This window comes from Streptomyces flaveus (assembly GCF_014647675.1).
In the GTDB taxonomy this organism is placed as follows: Bacteria; Actinomycetota; Actinomycetes; order Streptomycetales; family Streptomycetaceae; genus Streptomyces; species Streptomyces flaveus.
In genome coordinates this window covers 1-16,445 of record NZ_BMPQ01000053.1, presented here as the reverse complement: position 1 = coordinate 16,445, position 16,445 = coordinate 1, and the positions used below count along the sequence as shown (strand labels likewise).

The following is a 16,445-nucleotide window of genomic DNA, read 5'->3' as shown; positions in this document are numbered from 1 at the left end:
CCCGGATCCCCACATCAGGAGTTGCGTTGTTCACTTTCGACAGCACGGACGGTGTCACGATCCACGTGCACGAATGGCGGCCCAACACACCGCCGCGTGCCGTAGTGCAGATCGCCCACGGCATGGGAGAACACGCCAGCCGCTACGCGCCGCTCGCCGCGGCACTGACCGATCAGGGCTTCACCATCTACGCCAACGATCACCGCGGACACGGACTCAGCAGACACGCCTCGCCCGGCCATCTCGGTGACAACGGCTGGAACCGGCTCGTCGAAGACCTGGCCGCCCTTTCGGCAATCGCCCACGAGCGGCACCCAGGCCTCCCCCTGGTACTGATCAGCCACAGCCTCGGGTCCTTCGCCGCCCAGCAGTACATACTGCGGCACGCCGCCCTCATCAACGCTGTCGCGCTGACCGGCACCACAGCGGTCGATGTCATGCTCGCGGGACAGACCACCGAAGAAGACCCATTGCGCGCCCTCAATGCGGCGTTCGAGCCCGCCCGCACACCGTTCGACTGGCTCAGCCGCGACGAGCGCGCCGTCGACGCCTACCTCGCGGACCCTCTGTGCGGCTTCAGCCTCGACGCCCAGGGCATGGCGGACCTCGCCCGCGCATCGCCCACACTCGCCGATCCCCAAGGCGTTCCGGCCCAGCTGCCCATCTGCGTCATGGTCGGAGACATGGACCCACTCAACGAACAACTCCAGCTCAGCGACCTGCTGGTCAAGCGCTACCGCACGGCCGGCGTCACGGACATCACGTACCGAACATATCCGGGAGCCCGCCACGAACTGTTCAACGAGACCAACAGGCAGGAGGTCATCAACGACCTGCTGACCTGGCTGAACCACGCCCTGCCCCGCTGACCTCCCTTGCACGAGCGTGATCCGCTCCCCGCCGCCCGCCACCGGCCTCCGCCACGGCAGCGCAGACGCGCGTGGGCAAGAGCGGCGCATGGCGGGCGGCCAGATTATCCGGGCCCGGATGGCGCCGTCCGCTCTTGCTGACCGTCAGCAGGCCGAGGACAACACGGCTGGAGTTGACACAGAATCGACTTGGAAGACGCCGATGGTGTCGCTGCGCGCGATCATGCGGTAGACGCCCGGGTCATCCTGGGGAATCGAGGCGAGATCGAAGCGCACGCCGTGATGTTCGGCGATCAGATCGCACGCGCTGTGCAGGGCGGACAAGATCCCGAGCCCGAGCAGATCGATCTTGATAAGTCCGGCGGCGGCCACATCATCCTTGTCACCCTGCAAAACTGAGCGGCCTTCGGCGGTGGCCCACTCCACGGGCATGACCTCACCGATGGGCTGTCGGGTGAGGACCATGCCGCCGGAGTGCACGCCCAAGTGCCGTGGCAGTTTGTGGAGTTGCGCGGCGAGTTCGCGTACGTCCTGGGGTACGTCGGCGTCGGGGGCCGGGGGCTCGTGGTGGATGTGCCGGGTCATCTCGCGGATACGGCCGATGGGATAGCCGAGCGCCCTGGCCGCCTCTTGCACGGCCAGCCTCGGCTGCATCGTGATCACGTTGGCGACCTGGGCGGCATGCTGACGGCCGAATCGTTCATACACGTATTGGATGACTTCTTCCCGGCGGGCGTTTTCGAAGTCGATGTCGATGTCCGGATCGGCCTTCGCGGCGTGCAGGAACCGTTCGAACAGCAGACCGTGGCGCAGGGCGTCCACGGATGTGATGCCGAGCGCGTAGCAGACCACCGACGACGCGGCGCTGCCCCGTCCCTGGCACCAGATGCCGCGCTCATGGGAAAAGCGGACGACGTCCCAGCAGATGAGGAAGTACGCGGACATGCCGAGATCGGCGATCACGGTGAGCTCGTGATCGAGTTGCCGCCAGGCGGCGGCTGCGGCCGGGTCGGCGCGCGGGCCGTAGCGGCGGGTGCAGCCCTCCTCGGCGAGCCGGCGCAGCCAGGTGTCGGGGGTGTGGCTGGCGGGGACGTCGAAGTCCGGCAGCTGCGGGCGCAGTTCGTCGAGGTCGATCACCAGAGCGTGGCCGAGTTCGACCGTGGTCTCCAGGATCCCGGGGTAGCGGGCGAGGGCCTGGTGCATTTCGGCGCGGCTGCGCAGGTGTGCGGTCGGGGCGGGCATCAGGTGGCCGGCGGCGTGGTCGAGGTCCTCGCGGCGGCGCAGCGCGGCGAGCGCCTGGGCCAGGCGGGCTTGGCGCGGGGCGGCGTAATGGACGGCGCCGGTGGCGACGAGCGGGCAGCCGGTGCGGCGCGCGGCGACCACCATCACGTCCATCGCGACCGAGTCCTGCGGCAGGTGATGGTCAACCAGTTCGCCGTACACGCAGGGTCCGAACACCTCCACCAGGCGCTGCAGCCGGTGGGCGACCGCGCTCACGTCCCGCCGGTCGACGTCCGGGCCAGGGCAGCCGGGCAGGATTGCCCAGTGGCCGTCGGCCGCGGCCGCGGACAGCGCCTGCAGGTCGTAGCGGGGCGCTGTCTTGGCGCCGGCCAGCTGGGCGGCGCTGATCTGCGCGGAGAGGCGGCGGTATCCCTCCAGGTCGCGGGCGAGCACCACCGGTGTGCCCAGCTCGGGGTCGTTCAGGGTGAGTTCGGCGCCGTAGACGGTGCCGATCCCGGCCGTTTTCGCGGCTTCGGCCAGGCGGCGGGCGGCGTAGAGGCCGTCGCGGTCGGTGACGGCCAGCGCGGTGATGCCCAGGCGGGATGCTTCGGCGACCAGTTCGTGGGGCTGCGCGGCTCCCTGCAGCCAGCTGAAGGCCGTGTGGACGTGGAGTTCGGCCCAGCCCGGCTCGGCCGTGTTCCCCTCCCCCACCGTCGTACGGCGTCGGTGAGCCGTGGGCAGGGGCAGGACGGGCGCGCGGTGGTGGTCATCCATAGTGGGCCTCCGCCCACCACCGGCCGTGCTCGATCACCAGCAGCCAGGCGCCGCCGTCGGCGGCCGCGATCTGCATCCGCGCGATCCGGCGGGAGCGTGCACGATCCCACCACTGCTCCAGCACCGGCCACGGTCCGGCCCACCCTGCAACCTTGGCCTCGCCGTGCCCCTCCACGACAAGGTGGGCGGGCGCGGCGGACAGGGCCATGCGGCCGGAGACGGTCACCGATTGTCCGGCGTCGTCGGTGAGTTGGGCGGGCAGCCAGGTCGGGAAGACGGTGGCGGGGTGCGGGGCGGGCAGCTGTCCCGGCCACGGCCCGGCCGGCAGGCGGCGGCCCGTGTCGACGTCGCCGAACGGCACATGCCGGACCCGCTCGGCAGGTCCCCGGCCGCCGCCGAGCTCGACGCGCACCACCGATCGGTGACCGAGCATCGCCTGCACCCGGGCGGCGGCCCGCTCCACTTCCTCCGGGGTCTCTCTCTCGCCGAACAGCGCGGTCTGATGGCCCGTAGCCGCGCTCAGCCGCTCCGGCCGCAGCACCAGGCGGACGATGCCGCGCTCGCCACCGGCATCGAGAGCGCCGGCGTCGGCCCAGGCCTGCAGGACGCCACGTACCCGCTCGGCCACCGCGAGGGCCGACAGCCGTCCCTCATGGCGGAAGAGCCGGGTCAGGGTACGGCCGTCGGCGAGCTCGACGCCGGCCTCCAGGCGGGCACACACCGCGCCGGCCACCGCCAGCCGGTCGTGCAGCTGCTCGGCGATCGCCTTCGCCGCGAAGGCGATCGGTTCGAGGCGCTGCTCGGCGGGCTCGAACCCGTACGCCACGGTGTGCTCGTCGGTACTGGTCCGTACGGACAGGGGACGTGCTTCCTGTCCGCGGGCGGTGCGGTGCGCGGCCGCGCCCTCGGCGCCGAAGCGGGCCACGACCTTGTTCTCGGGCAGCGCCGCGAACCGGCCGACCGTGTGGATGCCCAGGCGTGTGAGCAGTTCCGTCAGGCGCGGCAGGCCGAGCACGCCCACCGGGTACGGGGCCAGCCACTGCGCGTCGGCCCCGGCGGGCACGATGTGTCCGGCGCGGGCCGCGAGCGCCGCCGTGAAGACCATGTCGGCCAGGCCCGCCCGGGCCGGAAAGCCGAGTTCGGCGACGGCGGCCACCAGCCGATCGGCCAGCTGCCGCTCGCCGCCCCAGTACCGGGACGGCCCCCTAGCCGGCGCGGCGATCAGGCCGGGCCGGATCACCTCCAGACGCGGCATCACCGTGTCCTCCACATGGCGGACGACCGGCTCGAAGGCGCGCATCTCCGCGGCCAGGTCCCGCTCGACAACGTGCAGCTGCGGGCAGCGGGCCAGCGCCACGCGCAGCCGCATCCGGCGCCGCACCCCGGCCGCCCGGGCAGCCGCCGAGCACGCCACCACCGCGTCCCGGTGCACGACCGCCACCGCCTCCGCCGAGCGTGCCCCGCTGGCGAGCACCGGCAGGTCGGGGATCCAGCCGACGAGAACGCGGCCCTTGCCCACCGCGGGTCACCCCACCACGCGCAGGACCGGACGCCGTTCACGCCCGGCACCCGTCGCTGCGGCGGGTGCGGGCGTGTTGGTGGCGTCGCCCTCCTGGGACAGCGGCGCGACCGCGCCGTCAGGTCCGGGCAGCCACATCTCGCCATACCTGGGCGCGGCCCCGGCACCGCGCCCGGCAGCCGCCACCCTCACCCGGCGACCGTGCAGCAGACCGTGCCCGTCACCCACGCCCTCCCACCGTGCGGAGACGACCCGCAGCCGCGCCTCGGCCCCCTGCCACGGGCCGGCGGCCAGCAGGACCGTTCCGCTGCGCCGCAGCACGGCGGCCAGCCGCCGTGCGATCCGGTCGGGCACCGCTCCTAGCGGGCCGACCAGGACGACGGGGACCGCCTCGGCGACGGTGGCCAGGACCTGCGCCCACTGCCGGCCCGGGTCGTCGATCCGTATACCGCCCGCCAGGTCCAGCCCCGCCGCCTCGGCCGCCAGCGCCCCCATCTGCGGCAGGCCCACCGCCGCCCAGCCGACGGCCTCCGTGGAGGCTTCCGCCGCCAGCGCCAGCAGCAGCGGCATGTCCCCGCCGGCGCTGACCGCCGTGCCCGGGCGGATCCGCCCGCCCGGCAGCAGAGCACTCAGCGGCGAGGACGACGCCGGCCCGTCGGCGCCGCCCCCCGCTCGCACGCTCGCCACCGGTCTTGCAGTCACGGCTTGATATTCGTACATGTGTTCTAGTGAATCAAGAGCGACAGCACGTGTTCCTGTACTCGCAGCGATAGTTGGTGACCTCTCGCAGCGAAGGTTGAGCGTTGTCATCGAAGGTTGGTGACCGCTAGGTTTTCTCACCGAAGGTTGAGTGGCTGCTGAGGCCTGGTGTCTGGGCGACGGTGGGGGAACCACTACATGCGTCACGGGTACGTGGCGACAAAGGCGCCCGGCGCGGTGCAACCGACAGTGTCTGCGGTCGCGTGCCGCGTGGCCCGCCTACTCTCCCGGTGTCACCAGCCCCGTCTCGTACGCGATCACGACCGCCTGGGCCCGGCTGTTCAGGTCCAGTTTGGTCATGGTGCGGTTGAGGTGGGTCTTGACCGTCGCTTCGCTGATGGAGAGCCGGTCGGCGATCTGCGGGTTGGACAGGCCGCGCGCGATGAGCTTGAGGACTTCGACCTCGCGGGAGGTCAACGTGCCGAGGTCCGGCGAGGGTGGGGTGCCGGGCGCGGACCTGGCCTGGTGCGCGAATGCCTCGACCAGCCGGCGGGTCACGCTGGGCGCGAAGAGTGCGTCGCCGCCTCCGACCGCGGCCACCGCTGCCAGCAGCCGCTCGGGTCCTGAGTCCTTGAGCAGAAAGCCGGATGCCCCGGCGCGCAACGCCCCGTACACGTACTCGTCGAGGTCGAAGGTGGTCAGGACCAGCACTCGGGGCGCGGGGTCGGCCGCGTCCGCGAGGATGTGCTCGGTGGCCTGGATGCCGTTCATGCCGGGCATGCGGATGTCCATCAGGATCACGTCGGGCCGCGTCTTGGCGGCCACCTGCACGGCCTCCTCGCCGTCCCCCGCCTCGCCGACGGCCTCGAAGCCGGGTGCGGCGTTGAGGAGACCGACGAGCCCGGCGCGGATGAGGAACTGGTCGTCGACGACGAGGACTCTGGTCATCTTCTGCGTTCCTCTCCCCACCGTGCGCCGGTCGCCGATGTCGGCAGACTCAGGCGGACCGCGAACCCTCCCTCGGCGCGTGGGCCGACGCTGATCGTCCCGCCGTAGAGCTTGGTGCGCTCCCGCATGCCGATCAAGCCGTGTCCGGCGCCGGTGGGGACGTTGTCCGAAATCATCTTCTCTCCGTCGTTGGTGACGCTGACCGTCAGGTGGTGCGGCCGGTACTGGAGCCGCACCTGCGCATCGGCATGGCGGGTGTGTTTGAGGACGTTGGTCAAGGCCTCCTGGACGACGCGGTACGCGCACAACTCGACGCCGGGCGGAAGCGGGCGCACGGTGCCCTGGATGCTCAGTTCGACCAGGACGCCTGCGGCCCGCACGCGCTCGACCAGGTCATCGAGGCGGGCCAGGGTGGGCATGGGGGCGGCTGAATCGGCGCCGCCCGGATCGTGTTCCCGCAGGACATGGAGCATGCGCCGCAGCTCCTCCAGGGCCTCGGTGCTGGTGTCCTCGATGGTGCCCAGCGCGCCGCGGGCCGTGGCGGCATCGGAGTCGAGGACGAACCGGGCCAGGCCCGCCTGCACGGAGATCACCGACATGTGGTGGGCGACGACGTCGTGCAACTCCCGTGCTATACGCCCGCGTTCGGCGGCGACCTCACGGCGGGCCCGCTCGGCCTGCTCGACGCGCAGCTGCCGGGCGAGTTTGGTGGAGCGGCGGGCCAGAGTGCCGAACCACACCAGCACGGCGCAGCACAGCAGCGCCTCGATGACGGCCAGCCCAGCGGACCGGCTGTCGCTGACCACACCGCCGTACACCCATTTGGCGCTCGACAGGGCCGCGCAGCCGATGGCGATCCGTGCCGGACACACCGACGCCACCGTGTACAGGACGAGTGCCGCGCCGAACACCGACAACAGCGGCCAGTACCCCAGGCTGACGTAGGCGACCCCTGCGCCCTGCACGGCCGCGAAGACCACGAGCGGTGCCCTGCGCCGCAGGGCGAGGGGCAGATGCGCCAGGGCGAGCAGCACATAGGCACGCGCGTCGAGTTCCGGCCAGCCCCGCGCCACCGACTGCTGTCCCAGCCGGACGGCCACGCAGACCACGACGAGCGCCAACAGGGTGTCGACGACGAACGGCCGGGGCGTACGCATGAACATCGCCGCAGCGTAACGCCGGTGCCCGCGCGGCGGCGTCAACCTTCCGCGGTACCACGGAAGTTGCAGGAACCACCACCGCGGAAGTCGCAGGGTCCGCGCGGCTACCGCGCGCGGTGGGGCGGGAGTTCCACCCGCCACGGGACGCGACAGCCGCGCCGCCGCCCCTACCGTCATGGCACAGGGACACATCAGCTCGTTCAATGGAGGAAACATGACCATTTCCACGAAGTTGGCAGCCGCGACCGGAGCCGCGCTGACGGCGGGCCTGCTTATGGCCGCGCCGGCTTCCGCCGGATCGACGGGGACGACCGCAGCATGCCCGGCAACTCTCTCCCCCGAGACCGACGGCGGCGCGGCCTCGTGGTCGATCGAGTGCGTGGGGAGCAAGGTCTACATCGACGGCTGGGTAAGGGACACGGATGCTGACGGAAAGTGCGCCTGGATCAAGGCCTTTGGCAGCTTCACGGACGGCAGCGGCCGCAAGGATGCCAAGGCGTGCCCGAAGAACACCACCACGAGGTTCAGCTGGGTAGCCAACGGCACCGAGATCAGGGCGTACCTCTACGTGGCATAGCGCCGCGGACCGGGGGAAGCAGGGACAAGGGGGCGTCGCAGCACTGCTCGACCCTGCAGGGGAAGCAGTCCGGCCCCTCAAGGCATGAGCCGCACAAAGGCCCCGCACTCGTGGATCTATCGGGAGTGCGGGGATCTTTTGCGGTCCTGCGTTCTGCTCCAGGGCGACCTGCTGCTCGAACTGCGCCCGGTGTAGGCGACGGTGTCGCGGCGGCGATCTCGTCCTGGCAGAGCGTCTGAAGGAATTCAAGGTGTCCGAGCTCGCCGCCGTGCCTAGGGCCTGAGACGCCATCCGCTTTCCGAACGTGATCGTTTGGTTCGAGCTGGTTGGGAATGAACTCCGGTCCGTGGCGGGAGAGACGGGCGTGGTTCGTCCGTTCGTCTCGCTTGTGGAGGTGGCGGGTGCCGTCGGTGCTCGGTCTGCTGGAGGCCCGGGAGAAGAAGGTCCGGGAAGAGGTGGCACGACTGCGGGAGGAGGCCGAGCGGGTGCAGGCCGCGCTCGGTGAGGCGGAACGCGCACTTCAGCGTCTTGCGGATGCGCGTGTGACGGTGGCCGAGGTGCTGGCCGGGCCGCCTTCCGTGGCCGTGGAGCCGGTGGGGAGCACGGTGGCGGGGTCGGTGGTGCCGCGACGGGCCGAGGGGATGGCGGTGTCGGTCCTGCCCGCGGACTACCAGCGGATCATGTCCGTGTTGGAGTCGGATGCGGGCCGGGAGGGCATGCGGTGTCAGCAACTGGCCGCGGCCCTGGGCCTTCAGGCGGTCCCGGCGAAGGTCGAGGGGCTGCGGTCGAAGGCGAAACGCCTGGTGGAGCGAGGGTGGGCGTTCCAGACGCGGCCGGGGGTGTTCACCGCGCTGGGGACGTCGGCCGGCTGAAGGCGCCCGGCCGGCGTCCGGCCAGGCGACCGCTCATGAGCATGGTCATCGACCACAGCACCATGGCCTCGTGCATGGCGGGCAGCGTCTCGTAGTCGCGCGCCAGACGACGCGAGCGCATCAGCCAGCTCAGCGTTCTTTCCACCACCCACCTGCGCGGCAGCACCACGAACCCCCTGGTGTCGTCGGTGCGTTTGACGATGTCGAGCGTGAGGCGCAGGTTCTCGCGGGCCCAGTCGACCAGGCTGCCGGCATAGCCGCCGTCCGCCCACACCAGGCGGAGGGAGAAGTACAGCCTGCGCAGCCTGTCGAGCAGCGGGACGGCGGCGTCGCGGTCCTGCACGTTCGCCGCACTCACCGCCACGGCCAGGACCAGGCCGAGGCAGTCCACCACCAGGTGCCTCTTGCGTCCGCCCACCTTCTTCCCGCCGTCCCAGCCGGTCGTCGGGCGGGGGATGTTCGCAGCCGCCCGCACTGACTGCGAGTCCACGATGGCGGCCGTCGGGTCCACCGTCCGGCCCTCCTTCTGGCGCACCTTGTCGCGCAGCCGGTCGTGGAGCTCGGCGAGCAGGCCCGTCACCTGCCAGCGGCGGGCGAACGCGTGCACCCTCCGGTACGGCGGGAAGTCACGGGGCAGGTTGGCCCACTTGACGCCGTTGTCGACCACGTAGCGCACTGCGTCCAGCATCCAATGCCACGAAGTTAAGAGCCCAGCGGCGGTGTCAAGCGTGGCGGGATGCGGGAGGGGCCTCTGCTATCCAGGGGATCGACCAAGATCTTCCTGAGAAAGCAGAGGCCCTGTGGCCAAGTCTGTCCGGGGCGGAACCGATGACGTGTTCGCGCCTGGTCATATCGGCGAGTTGACGCAGGTCATCCCGCCCGAGTTGGTGGATGCGGTACTGGAGGAGAGCGGGGCTCGCGAGCGACGACTTCGGAGCCTCCCCTCTCGCGTCGGGGTGTACTTCGTGCTCGCGCTCGGACTGTTCGAGCATCTGGGTACCGGACTGGTGTGGGGCAAACTCGCAGCCGGACTGGCCGCCCGGGTGCCGCAGCCGTCGGAGAAGGCACTTCGCGATCTGCGTCGGCGGGTCGGGGTGGCCCCGCTCAAGCGGCTGTTCGACGTGCTGGCCGGCCCGCTGGCCCAGCCGTCCACACCCGGAGTGCGCTACCGCCGCTGGCGCACGGTGGCCTTCGACGGCTGCGGGAGCCTGTCCGTCCCCGACCACGAGCGCAACCGGTCCTGGCTCGGCCGCACCGAACGCCGCTACGGCCCGACCGGCTACCCCCGGCTGATGCTCATGACCCTGTGCGAAACAGGCACCCGCGGCCTGATCGCAGCGGTCTTCGGCCCCGCCTCCAAGGGCGAGACCGACTACGCCCACGACCTGACCGGCCACCTGACCCCGGACATGCTCCTCCTGGCGGACCGCGCCTTCGACAGCAACAATCTGCTCGCAGACATCGCAGCTCAGGGGGCGCAGTTCCTGATACGCGCCACCAGCACCCGACGACCGCCGGTGCTGGCGCTGCTGCCCGACGGCTCCTACCTGACCCGGATCGGCGGCCTCCCGCTGCGGGTGATCGAGGCCGAGATCCACTCCCGCACCGCCGGCGGCGGTGACTTCGGCGGCACCTACCGCCTGCTGACCACGCTCAACGACCACCGCACCGATCCCGCCGACCACCTGGTGCGCCTCTACCACGAGCGCTGGGAGATCGAGATCACCTACCTGGCGCTCCGTCACACCCTGCTCAAAGGCCGAGTCCTGCGTTCGAAGGACCCGGTGGGCCTCAACCAGGAGATGTGGGGACTGCTCACCCTCTACCAGGCCCTGCGCTCAGTCATGGTGACCGCGGTGGAGACAATGCCCGGCTGCGATCCCGACCGAGCCGGCTTCACCGTCGCTCTGGAAGCCGCCCGCGACACGGTGGTCAGCCTGGTCGCAACGACCGCGGCCTCAGGGCCGAGCAGCCACTCCGACCTGGTGGGACACATCGGCGCCCGCGTCCTGCACGCGCTGCTCCCCGGGCGCCGGATGCGACTGTCCGCCCGCATCGTCAAGTGCGGAACCTCCCGCTACAACATCTGGAACCGCGACGGCCGTCCACGCGCCAGCACACCGATCACCGCCATCGAGATCGCCGTGCACCCACCAGCCCTGCCCAGCACGCAGGACCCGAGCCGGGCCCTCTCCGGCCGCTGGGGCCAGGTCTGCCAGCTCTTGGCCGCGAACTCCAACCGGGCCATGCACACCCGGGACATCGCGCGGCATCTCGGGCTTCCCGCCTCGGGGCGCCCCCTCAGCAGCCTCACCGCGCAACTCTGCTACTGGGCTCGCAACGGCCGACTCATCCGCACCGCGCCGAACACCTACAAGATCACTCTCCCTGATGCCTTGACACCGCCGCTGGGCTCTTAACTTCGTGGCATTGGTCCAGCATCACGCGGTGGCAGTAGCCCTCCGGCCGCCCGCCCCGCCCCTGAAGCCACGCCGGAACGGGCAGCAACGGCCGGATGACCTGCCACTCCGCCTCCGTCAGGTCGGAGTTGTAACACCGGACGCGGTCCGGCCCGTCGGCCGCGTTGCCGAACCTGTGCGCGAGACAGTCACACGCCGGAGACTGCGCGTTGGACTCCACGGACGCGAGCACGAAAGACTGCGGCACAGGGCCTCCTGGTGCTGCTCGGTTGGGATCGCAACCCCGAGCTACCAGGAGGCCCTGCCGCTATGCCCCGACCACCGAGAGATCACCCGAACAGGAACCCTGTTCGACTGATCAAGCCTGCCGAGCGATAAGCGGAAGGCTTCTGAAACCAAGCAACTCGACTCCACCCAACTCGGGACAGTCCGGGGACTCCACAAATCTCAGTACAGCTCACTGTCACGTTGGCTGTCCGGGTGGGGTGATCTTCGGGTTGATCACGCGGGAAGGGGTCGTCCGTGGACAGCGCGCCGCCGTCGTACAGTCGTACAAGGGGCACCGGTACCCGGTCGAGATCATCTCCCACTGCGTGTGGCTGTACCACCGCTTCCCGCTGTCGTTGCGCGAGGTTGAGGAGCTGATGCTCCAACGGGGTGTCGTCGTCTCCTACGAGACCGTCCGCCGCTGGTGCGCCAAGTTCGGCCAGACCTACGCCAACGGACTGCGCCGCCGCCGGCCCCGTCCCGGGGACAAGTGGCACCTGGACGAGGTCTTCATCAAGACCAACGGCGAGCAGAAGTACCTGTGGCGGGCCGTGGACGCCGACGGCAACGTGCTGGACGTCCTCGTGCAGTGCCGCCGGGACACCGCCGCGGTCAGGCGCTTCTTCCGCAGACTGATGAAGAAGACCCGCACGGTGCCGCGGATGGTCGTCACCGACAGGCTCCGCTCCTACGGCACGGCCCGCCGGGAGGTCATGCCCTCCGTCGGGCACCGGCAGTCGAAGTACCTGAACAACCGGGCGGAGAACAGCCACCAGCCCACCCGGCAGCGCGAACGGGCGATGAAGGGCTTCCGCAGCGTCGCAGCACAGCGGTTCCTGTCCGCGTTCAGCGGCATCTCGCCCCACTTCCGGCCCCGCCGTCATCTGATCCCCGCATCCAACTATCGAGCCGAGATGACCGTCCGCTTCGCGATCTGGGAGCAGATCACCGGCATTGCCGGCCAGCCCACCGCGCCGTGAACACACAACCGGAACCCGACTCCACCACGCCCCGGCACACCGTCAGACAACCCCGCACCCAACAACGTGACAACGCCCGGTCGTGGACGGTCGAAGTACGCGTCAGCTGACCCGAAGACCGACCGCCAGCGTCAGTTCAAGGACCCGGTGTGGCGATGCGAGATCCGGAAACAGCTCCCGCAGCTGCGACATCCGGTACCGGACGGTCTGGGGATGGACGAACAACGCCGCCGCCACCTCGTCCCGCCTGCCCTGGTGCAGCAGCCACGCCCGCAACGTCTCCTCCAGCCGCCGCGCGGTGGCGACAGGCAAGGCCCGCAACGGTGCGAGGGCTCGGGCACGCAGGTCTGCGAACGCGTCCACGTCGGCACTCAGCACCAGCTCGGGCAGGTGGTCCTCGGTGTCGCGAATATCAGAGGACAGGGAGCGCGCGCGTACGGCTCGTGCGTACGAGGCGGACGCACGAGTCCATGGCCGAGCCGGGCCGACCACGGCGGCGCGGTCGGTCATCTGCCTCAAGAGATATGATCGGTCGGCATCGGGGACGAGCAGCACACCGATGGCATCCGGCAGATCGTCGAGGACGAGGGTGCTCGGGTCGAGCGCGCGGTAGGCAGGCCGGGCCTGGGCGGCGGGCAGCAGGACCGCGGTCAGCGAAACCGGAGGCTGCCACCCGGCCCGTTGAACAGAGGCCCGCAGCACGTCCCGGCTCGCGCCGGCGAGGAGGTCGCGGGCCAGGTGTTCCAGGTGGCGCTCGTGGGCCCTGCCCCGGGCGGCCAGTTCGTCGGCGTGGCCCGCGGCGCTCGCGGCGGAGAGCTCGTCGATGTAGGCGAAGGTCAGCTCGGCGAACTTGGCGACCTCGGCGGCGGGCAGACCTGCGGGTACGGCACCCGCTGCCAGGCATCGCCAGGCCACGCGGGCGCCGACGCGGTAGGCGCCGAGCAGGGCGTCCATCGAACGGCCGTCGCGCACCTCGCCGCGGCCCAGCTCGTAGGCTGCGTCACCGGCGTCGCCGCCTGTGGCGTTCCCGCTCGCGAGGTCCAGGTAGTGCCCCAGGGCGGTGCGGACGGCTCGGCGGATGGTGGCGCCCATGCGGCCCGAAAGGGCGTTGGCGTAGGGAGGGACCTCGTCAATGATCGCCTGGACGACCTCGTCGGCGGTGGTCTTCAGCGCGGCCCGAAGTGCGGTGACCGTCGTCTCATCCAGGGCCAGTTCGCTGGCCCTCCGGATTGCATGGCTCACGTTTTGTTCCCTGCGAACAATTCAGCCGACCAGATTTACGTCCTGCGGTCAGGACTTTACGCCTTGAGGCGCATCAAGCTGGAGTCATGACGAGTGCAGCCCTCCGCAGCAGGGCGTGGAAACTACTGGAGATGGTCACGACGCCGCTGCTGCCGTCGGACTACCTCGACCTGGTCGGCCCGCTGCGTGCGGGCGCTGACCTGCGTGGGCGCATCGAGGCCGTGCACCCCGAGACGGGGGACGCCGCGACCATCGTGATCAGGCCAGGACGGGGCTGGCGCGGCCACACAGCCGGTCAGTACGTGCGGATCGGGGTCGACGTCGACGGGGTGCGCCTGTGGCGTGCCTACTCCATCACCTCGCCGACAAACCGCCAGGACGGCCGCGTCACGATCACCGTGAAGGCGATCCCGGACGGCAAGGTCAGCAACCACCTGGTCCGCAGGGCGAAACCGGGCACGCTGATCCAGCTCGACCAGCCGACCGGTGACTTCGTGCTGCCGCAGGCCAAGCCCGCCAAGGTGCTCTACCTGACGGCCGGCAGCGGCATCACGCCCGTGATGGGCATGCTGCGCGACACCGAGTTCGACGACGTCGTCATGGTCCACTCCGCGCCACAGCCGCAAGACGTGATCTTCCGCAACGAACTGCACGACCTGGTCGCGGACAAGAAGCTGCGGCTCACCGAGGTGCACACCGACACAGACGGCGTACTCGACATCGCCCGCCTCGACGAACTCGTGCCCGACTGGACCGAGCGCGAGACCTGGGCCTGCGGGCCCGCGGGCCTGCTCGACGCCGCCGAAGAGCACTGGACCGAGCACGGCGTCCAAGAGCGCCTGCACACCGAACGCTTCCGCCCCAGCATCGTCGTCGCCGGCGACGGCGGCCAGGTCACGTTCAGCACCACCGGCAAGACCGTCGACGCGGACGGCGCCACGCCGTTGCTGGACGTCGGCGAGGAGGCCGGCGTGCTCATGCCCTCCGGATGCCGCATGGGCATCTGCTTCGGCTGCGTCACGCCGCTCAAGGCGGGCGCCGTCCGCGACCTGCGCACCGGCGAGATCACCGAGGCCGAGCCGGGCGTCCTCATCCAGACCTGCGTGTCCGCCGCGGCGGGCCCCTGCGACATCGAACGGTAGGAGCACCTTGACCGCCATCGACCCCACCGCCCACCTGACCGCGGAACAGATCGAGGAGCTAGGCCGCGAGTTGGACGCGATCCGCGACGAGGTGCTCGCAGACCGCGGCGAGAAAGACGCCGCCTACATCCGCAAGGTCATCTCGGCGCAGCGCAAGCTCGAGCTGGTCAGCAGGGGCGTGCTGCTGTTCTCGATCTTCCCGCCCGCGTGGCTGCTCGGCACCGCCGGGCTGTCCGTGGCGAAGATCATGGACAACATGGAGATCGGCCACAACATTCTGCACGGTCAGTGGGACTGGATGCGGGACCCGAAGATCCACTCCACCACCTGGGAGTGGGATCACGTCTCGCCGTCCGAGCAGTGGAAGCACTCGCACAACGAGCTGCACCACACATACACCAACGTGATCGGCAAGGACAACGACCTCGGCTACGGCATCATGCGCGTCGACGAGGACCAGAAGTGGCACCCGTTCCACCTCGGCCAGCCGCTGTGGAACTTCCTCAACGCCTGCTTCTTCGAGTACGGCATCGCCGCGTACGACCTGGAGCTCGGCAAGAACCTGCACAAGCGCCGCCGCAAGAACCCGGAGTTCCGCGCGCGGGCCAAGGCCGTGGGCCGCAAGATCCGCAAGCAGGTGCTCAAGGACTACGTGATCCACCCGCTGCTGTCGGGCCCCTCGTTCCTGCCCACGCTCGCCGCCACGTTCACCGCGAACCTGGTCCGCAACATCTGGACCCACTCGGTGATCATGTGCGGGCACTTCCCCGAGGGCGTACAGGTCTTCGAGCGCCACTCGATCAAGGGCGAGACGCGCGGCCAGTGGTACCTGCGCCAGATGATGGGCTCGGCGAACATCAGCGGCAGCAAGGCCATGCACTTCATGACCGGCAACCTGTCGCACCAGATCGAGCACCACCTGTTCCCGGACCTGCCGAGCAACCGGTACGCCGAGGTCGCGGTGAAGGTGCGCGCGCTGTTCGAGAAGTACGAGCTAGAGTACGTCACCGGCCCGCTGCCCAAGCAGGTGTTCTCCGCGTGGCACAAGGTCTTCCGGCTCTCGCTGCCGAACAAGAAGCCCAAGGTCAAAACGCCGGACCGCGAGCAGGAACTCGTTGCCGCCTGATTCCCGGTATTGATTCAGCGGATCCTTGCGAGGAACCCCGGGCGTTCGCGCCCGGGAGGAATCGCATCCCCGCGCGAGCGGTGCGGAGCACCGCGGCGGTGTCCGGCGTGGAGAGCCGGGCAGGCGGGCGGGTGAGAGTTTCCCGTGTTCGAATGCGAGGCCCGGGGTTGGCCGGGTAGCGTCCCGGTTGTGAAGCTGGTGGTGCAGGTCAAGCTGCTGCCGACGCCCGTACAGGCGGCGGCACTTGAGGCGACCCTGCGCGCCTGCAACGAGGCGGCGACCTGGGCCAGCCGCCTCGCCTTCGAAAAGGATGTGAAGAACAACTTCGCGCTGCGCAAGCTCGCCTACAGCGAGGTGAAGACCCGGTGGCAGCTGGGCGCGCAGGCCGCCCAGCACGTCATCAAGAAGACGTGCGACGCGTACACCACGCTCAGGGCGAACCGGAAGGCCGGGAACCTGGGACGGCCCGGCTCGAAGCGCTACCGTCGGGCGACCGAGAAGCCGATCGCCTTCCGCCCGCAGGGCGCGCAGCCCTACGACGACCGGATGCTGTCCTGGCAGATCGCCGAGCGGCGGGTGTCGATCTGGACGGTCTCCGGGCGGGTCAAGGACGTGGCGTTCACCGCCTC

The 16,445-nt window shown here is 70.2% G+C and carries 14 protein-coding genes and 1 pseudogene; 8 read left to right on the top strand and 7 right to left on the bottom strand.

Annotated elements, in window-relative coordinates; all coding sequences use genetic code 11:
- The first annotated feature begins 26 nt into the window (after positions 1-26).
- Positions 27-869: an alpha/beta hydrolase gene (locus IEZ21_RS44810; protein ID WP_189327562.1), complete on the top strand. Its 843-nt coding sequence runs from the start codon at positions 27-29 to the stop codon at positions 867-869.
- Positions 870-1,013: 144 nt separating this feature from the next.
- Here the strand turns inward: IEZ21_RS44810 and IEZ21_RS44805 are convergent, their stop codons facing one another.
- The 5 genes from IEZ21_RS44805 to IEZ21_RS44785 form a co-directional block, all read right to left on the bottom strand.
- Positions 1,014-2,864, bottom strand: a complete 1,851-nt coding sequence (locus IEZ21_RS44805; RefSeq protein ID WP_189327561.1) for a PHP domain-containing protein — start codon at positions 2,862-2,864, stop codon at positions 1,014-1,016.
- Positions 2,857-4,383, bottom strand: a complete 1,527-nt coding sequence (locus IEZ21_RS44800; RefSeq protein WP_189327560.1) for a DNA polymerase Y family protein — start codon at positions 4,381-4,383, stop codon at positions 2,857-2,859. The genes IEZ21_RS44805 and IEZ21_RS44800 overlap by 8 nt, the downstream gene beginning before the upstream one ends.
- A gap of 6 nt (positions 4,384-4,389) precedes the next feature.
- Positions 4,390-5,085, bottom strand: coding sequence for a DnaE2-dependent mutagenesis accessory factor ImuA' (gene imuA' / locus IEZ21_RS44795; RefSeq protein WP_246568889.1), 696 nt, complete (start codon positions 5,083-5,085; stop codon positions 4,390-4,392).
- Between the two features lie 276 nt (positions 5,086-5,361).
- Entirely contained in the window at positions 5,362-6,030 is a 669-nt protein-coding gene (locus IEZ21_RS44790) for a response regulator (protein WP_189327559.1), read from the bottom strand.
- On the bottom strand, positions 6,027-7,187 hold the full coding sequence (locus IEZ21_RS44785) for a sensor histidine kinase (RefSeq protein WP_189327581.1): 1,161 nt from the start codon (positions 7,185-7,187) through the stop codon (positions 6,027-6,029). The genes IEZ21_RS44790 and IEZ21_RS44785 overlap by 4 nt, the downstream gene beginning before the upstream one ends.
- Before the next feature lie 217 nt (positions 7,188-7,404).
- Between IEZ21_RS44785 and IEZ21_RS44780 the strand changes: the two genes are divergently transcribed.
- Positions 7,405-7,767, top strand: coding sequence for a hypothetical protein (locus IEZ21_RS44780; RefSeq protein WP_189327558.1), 363 nt, complete (start codon positions 7,405-7,407; stop codon positions 7,765-7,767).
- Positions 7,768-8,168: 401 nt separating this feature from the next.
- On the top strand, positions 8,169-8,639 hold the full coding sequence (locus IEZ21_RS44775) for a hypothetical protein (protein WP_189327557.1): 471 nt from the start codon (positions 8,169-8,171) through the stop codon (positions 8,637-8,639).
- On the opposite strand, the gene IEZ21_RS44770 is transcribed toward IEZ21_RS44775, so the two are convergent.
- Complete coding sequence (locus tag IEZ21_RS44770) at positions 8,611-9,327, bottom strand: IS5 family transposase (RefSeq protein ID WP_189327556.1); 717 nt, start codon at positions 9,325-9,327, stop codon at positions 8,611-8,613. The genes IEZ21_RS44775 and IEZ21_RS44770 overlap by 29 nt on opposite strands.
- Before the next feature lie 112 nt (positions 9,328-9,439).
- Here IEZ21_RS44770 and IEZ21_RS44765 point away from each other — a divergent pair, with 112 nt between their 5' ends.
- Together IEZ21_RS44765 and IEZ21_RS44760 are read left to right on the top strand one after the other, a co-directional pair.
- On the top strand, positions 9,440-11,059 hold the full coding sequence (locus tag IEZ21_RS44765; RefSeq protein WP_246568887.1) for an IS4 family transposase: 1,620 nt from the start codon (positions 9,440-9,442) through the stop codon (positions 11,057-11,059).
- Positions 11,060-11,559: 500 nt separating this feature from the next.
- Positions 11,560-12,306 (top strand): IS6 family transposase, encoded by a 747-nt coding sequence (locus IEZ21_RS44760; RefSeq protein WP_189327579.1) that lies wholly within the window; start codon positions 11,560-11,562, stop codon positions 12,304-12,306.
- A 102-nt stretch (positions 12,307-12,408) separates the two neighbouring features.
- On the opposite strand, the gene IEZ21_RS44755 is transcribed toward IEZ21_RS44760, so the two are convergent.
- The gene (locus tag IEZ21_RS44755; protein WP_189327555.1) at positions 12,409-13,548 is read right to left on the bottom strand and encodes a PucR family transcriptional regulator; all 1,140 of its coding nucleotides are present in this window, start codon (positions 13,546-13,548) and stop codon (positions 12,409-12,411) included.
- Positions 13,549-13,634: 86 nt separating this feature from the next.
- On the opposite strand from IEZ21_RS44755, the gene IEZ21_RS44750 reads away from it, so the two are divergent.
- The 3 genes and pseudogenes from IEZ21_RS44750 to IEZ21_RS44740 all read left to right on the top strand — a co-directional run.
- A complete protein-coding gene (locus tag IEZ21_RS44750; protein WP_189327554.1) occupies positions 13,635-14,690 on the top strand; it encodes a ferredoxin reductase in 1,056 nt (351 codons plus the stop codon).
- Positions 14,691-14,697: 7 nt separating this feature from the next.
- Positions 14,698-15,816, top strand: coding sequence for a fatty acid desaturase family protein (locus IEZ21_RS44745; RefSeq protein WP_189327553.1), 1,119 nt, complete (start codon positions 14,698-14,700; stop codon positions 15,814-15,816).
- A gap of 189 nt (positions 15,817-16,005) precedes the next feature.
- Positions 16,006-16,445: pseudogene (locus tag IEZ21_RS44740) on the top strand (RNA-guided endonuclease TnpB family protein); the annotation flags it as partial.

Excerpts from the sequence above, each read along its gene's own strand:
- IEZ21_RS44805 (WP_189327561.1), bottom strand. The coding sequence starts at position 2,864 with ATGGATGACCACCACCGCGCGCCCGTCCTGCCCCTGCCCACGGCTCAC.
- IEZ21_RS44790 (WP_189327559.1), bottom strand. The coding sequence starts at position 6,030 with ATGACCAGAGTCCTCGTCGTCGACGACCAGTTCCTCATCCGCGCCGGG.
- IEZ21_RS44785 (WP_189327581.1), bottom strand. The coding sequence starts at position 7,187 with ATGCGTACGCCCCGGCCGTTCGTCGTCGACACCCTGTTGGCGCTCGTC.
- IEZ21_RS44780 (WP_189327558.1), top strand. The coding sequence starts at position 7,405 with ATGACCATTTCCACGAAGTTGGCAGCCGCGACCGGAGCCGCGCTGACG.
- IEZ21_RS44770 (WP_189327556.1), bottom strand. The coding sequence starts at position 9,327 with ATGCTGGACGCAGTGCGCTACGTGGTCGACAACGGCGTCAAGTGGGCC.
- IEZ21_RS44750 (WP_189327554.1), top strand. The coding sequence starts at position 13,635 with ATGACGAGTGCAGCCCTCCGCAGCAGGGCGTGGAAACTACTGGAGATG.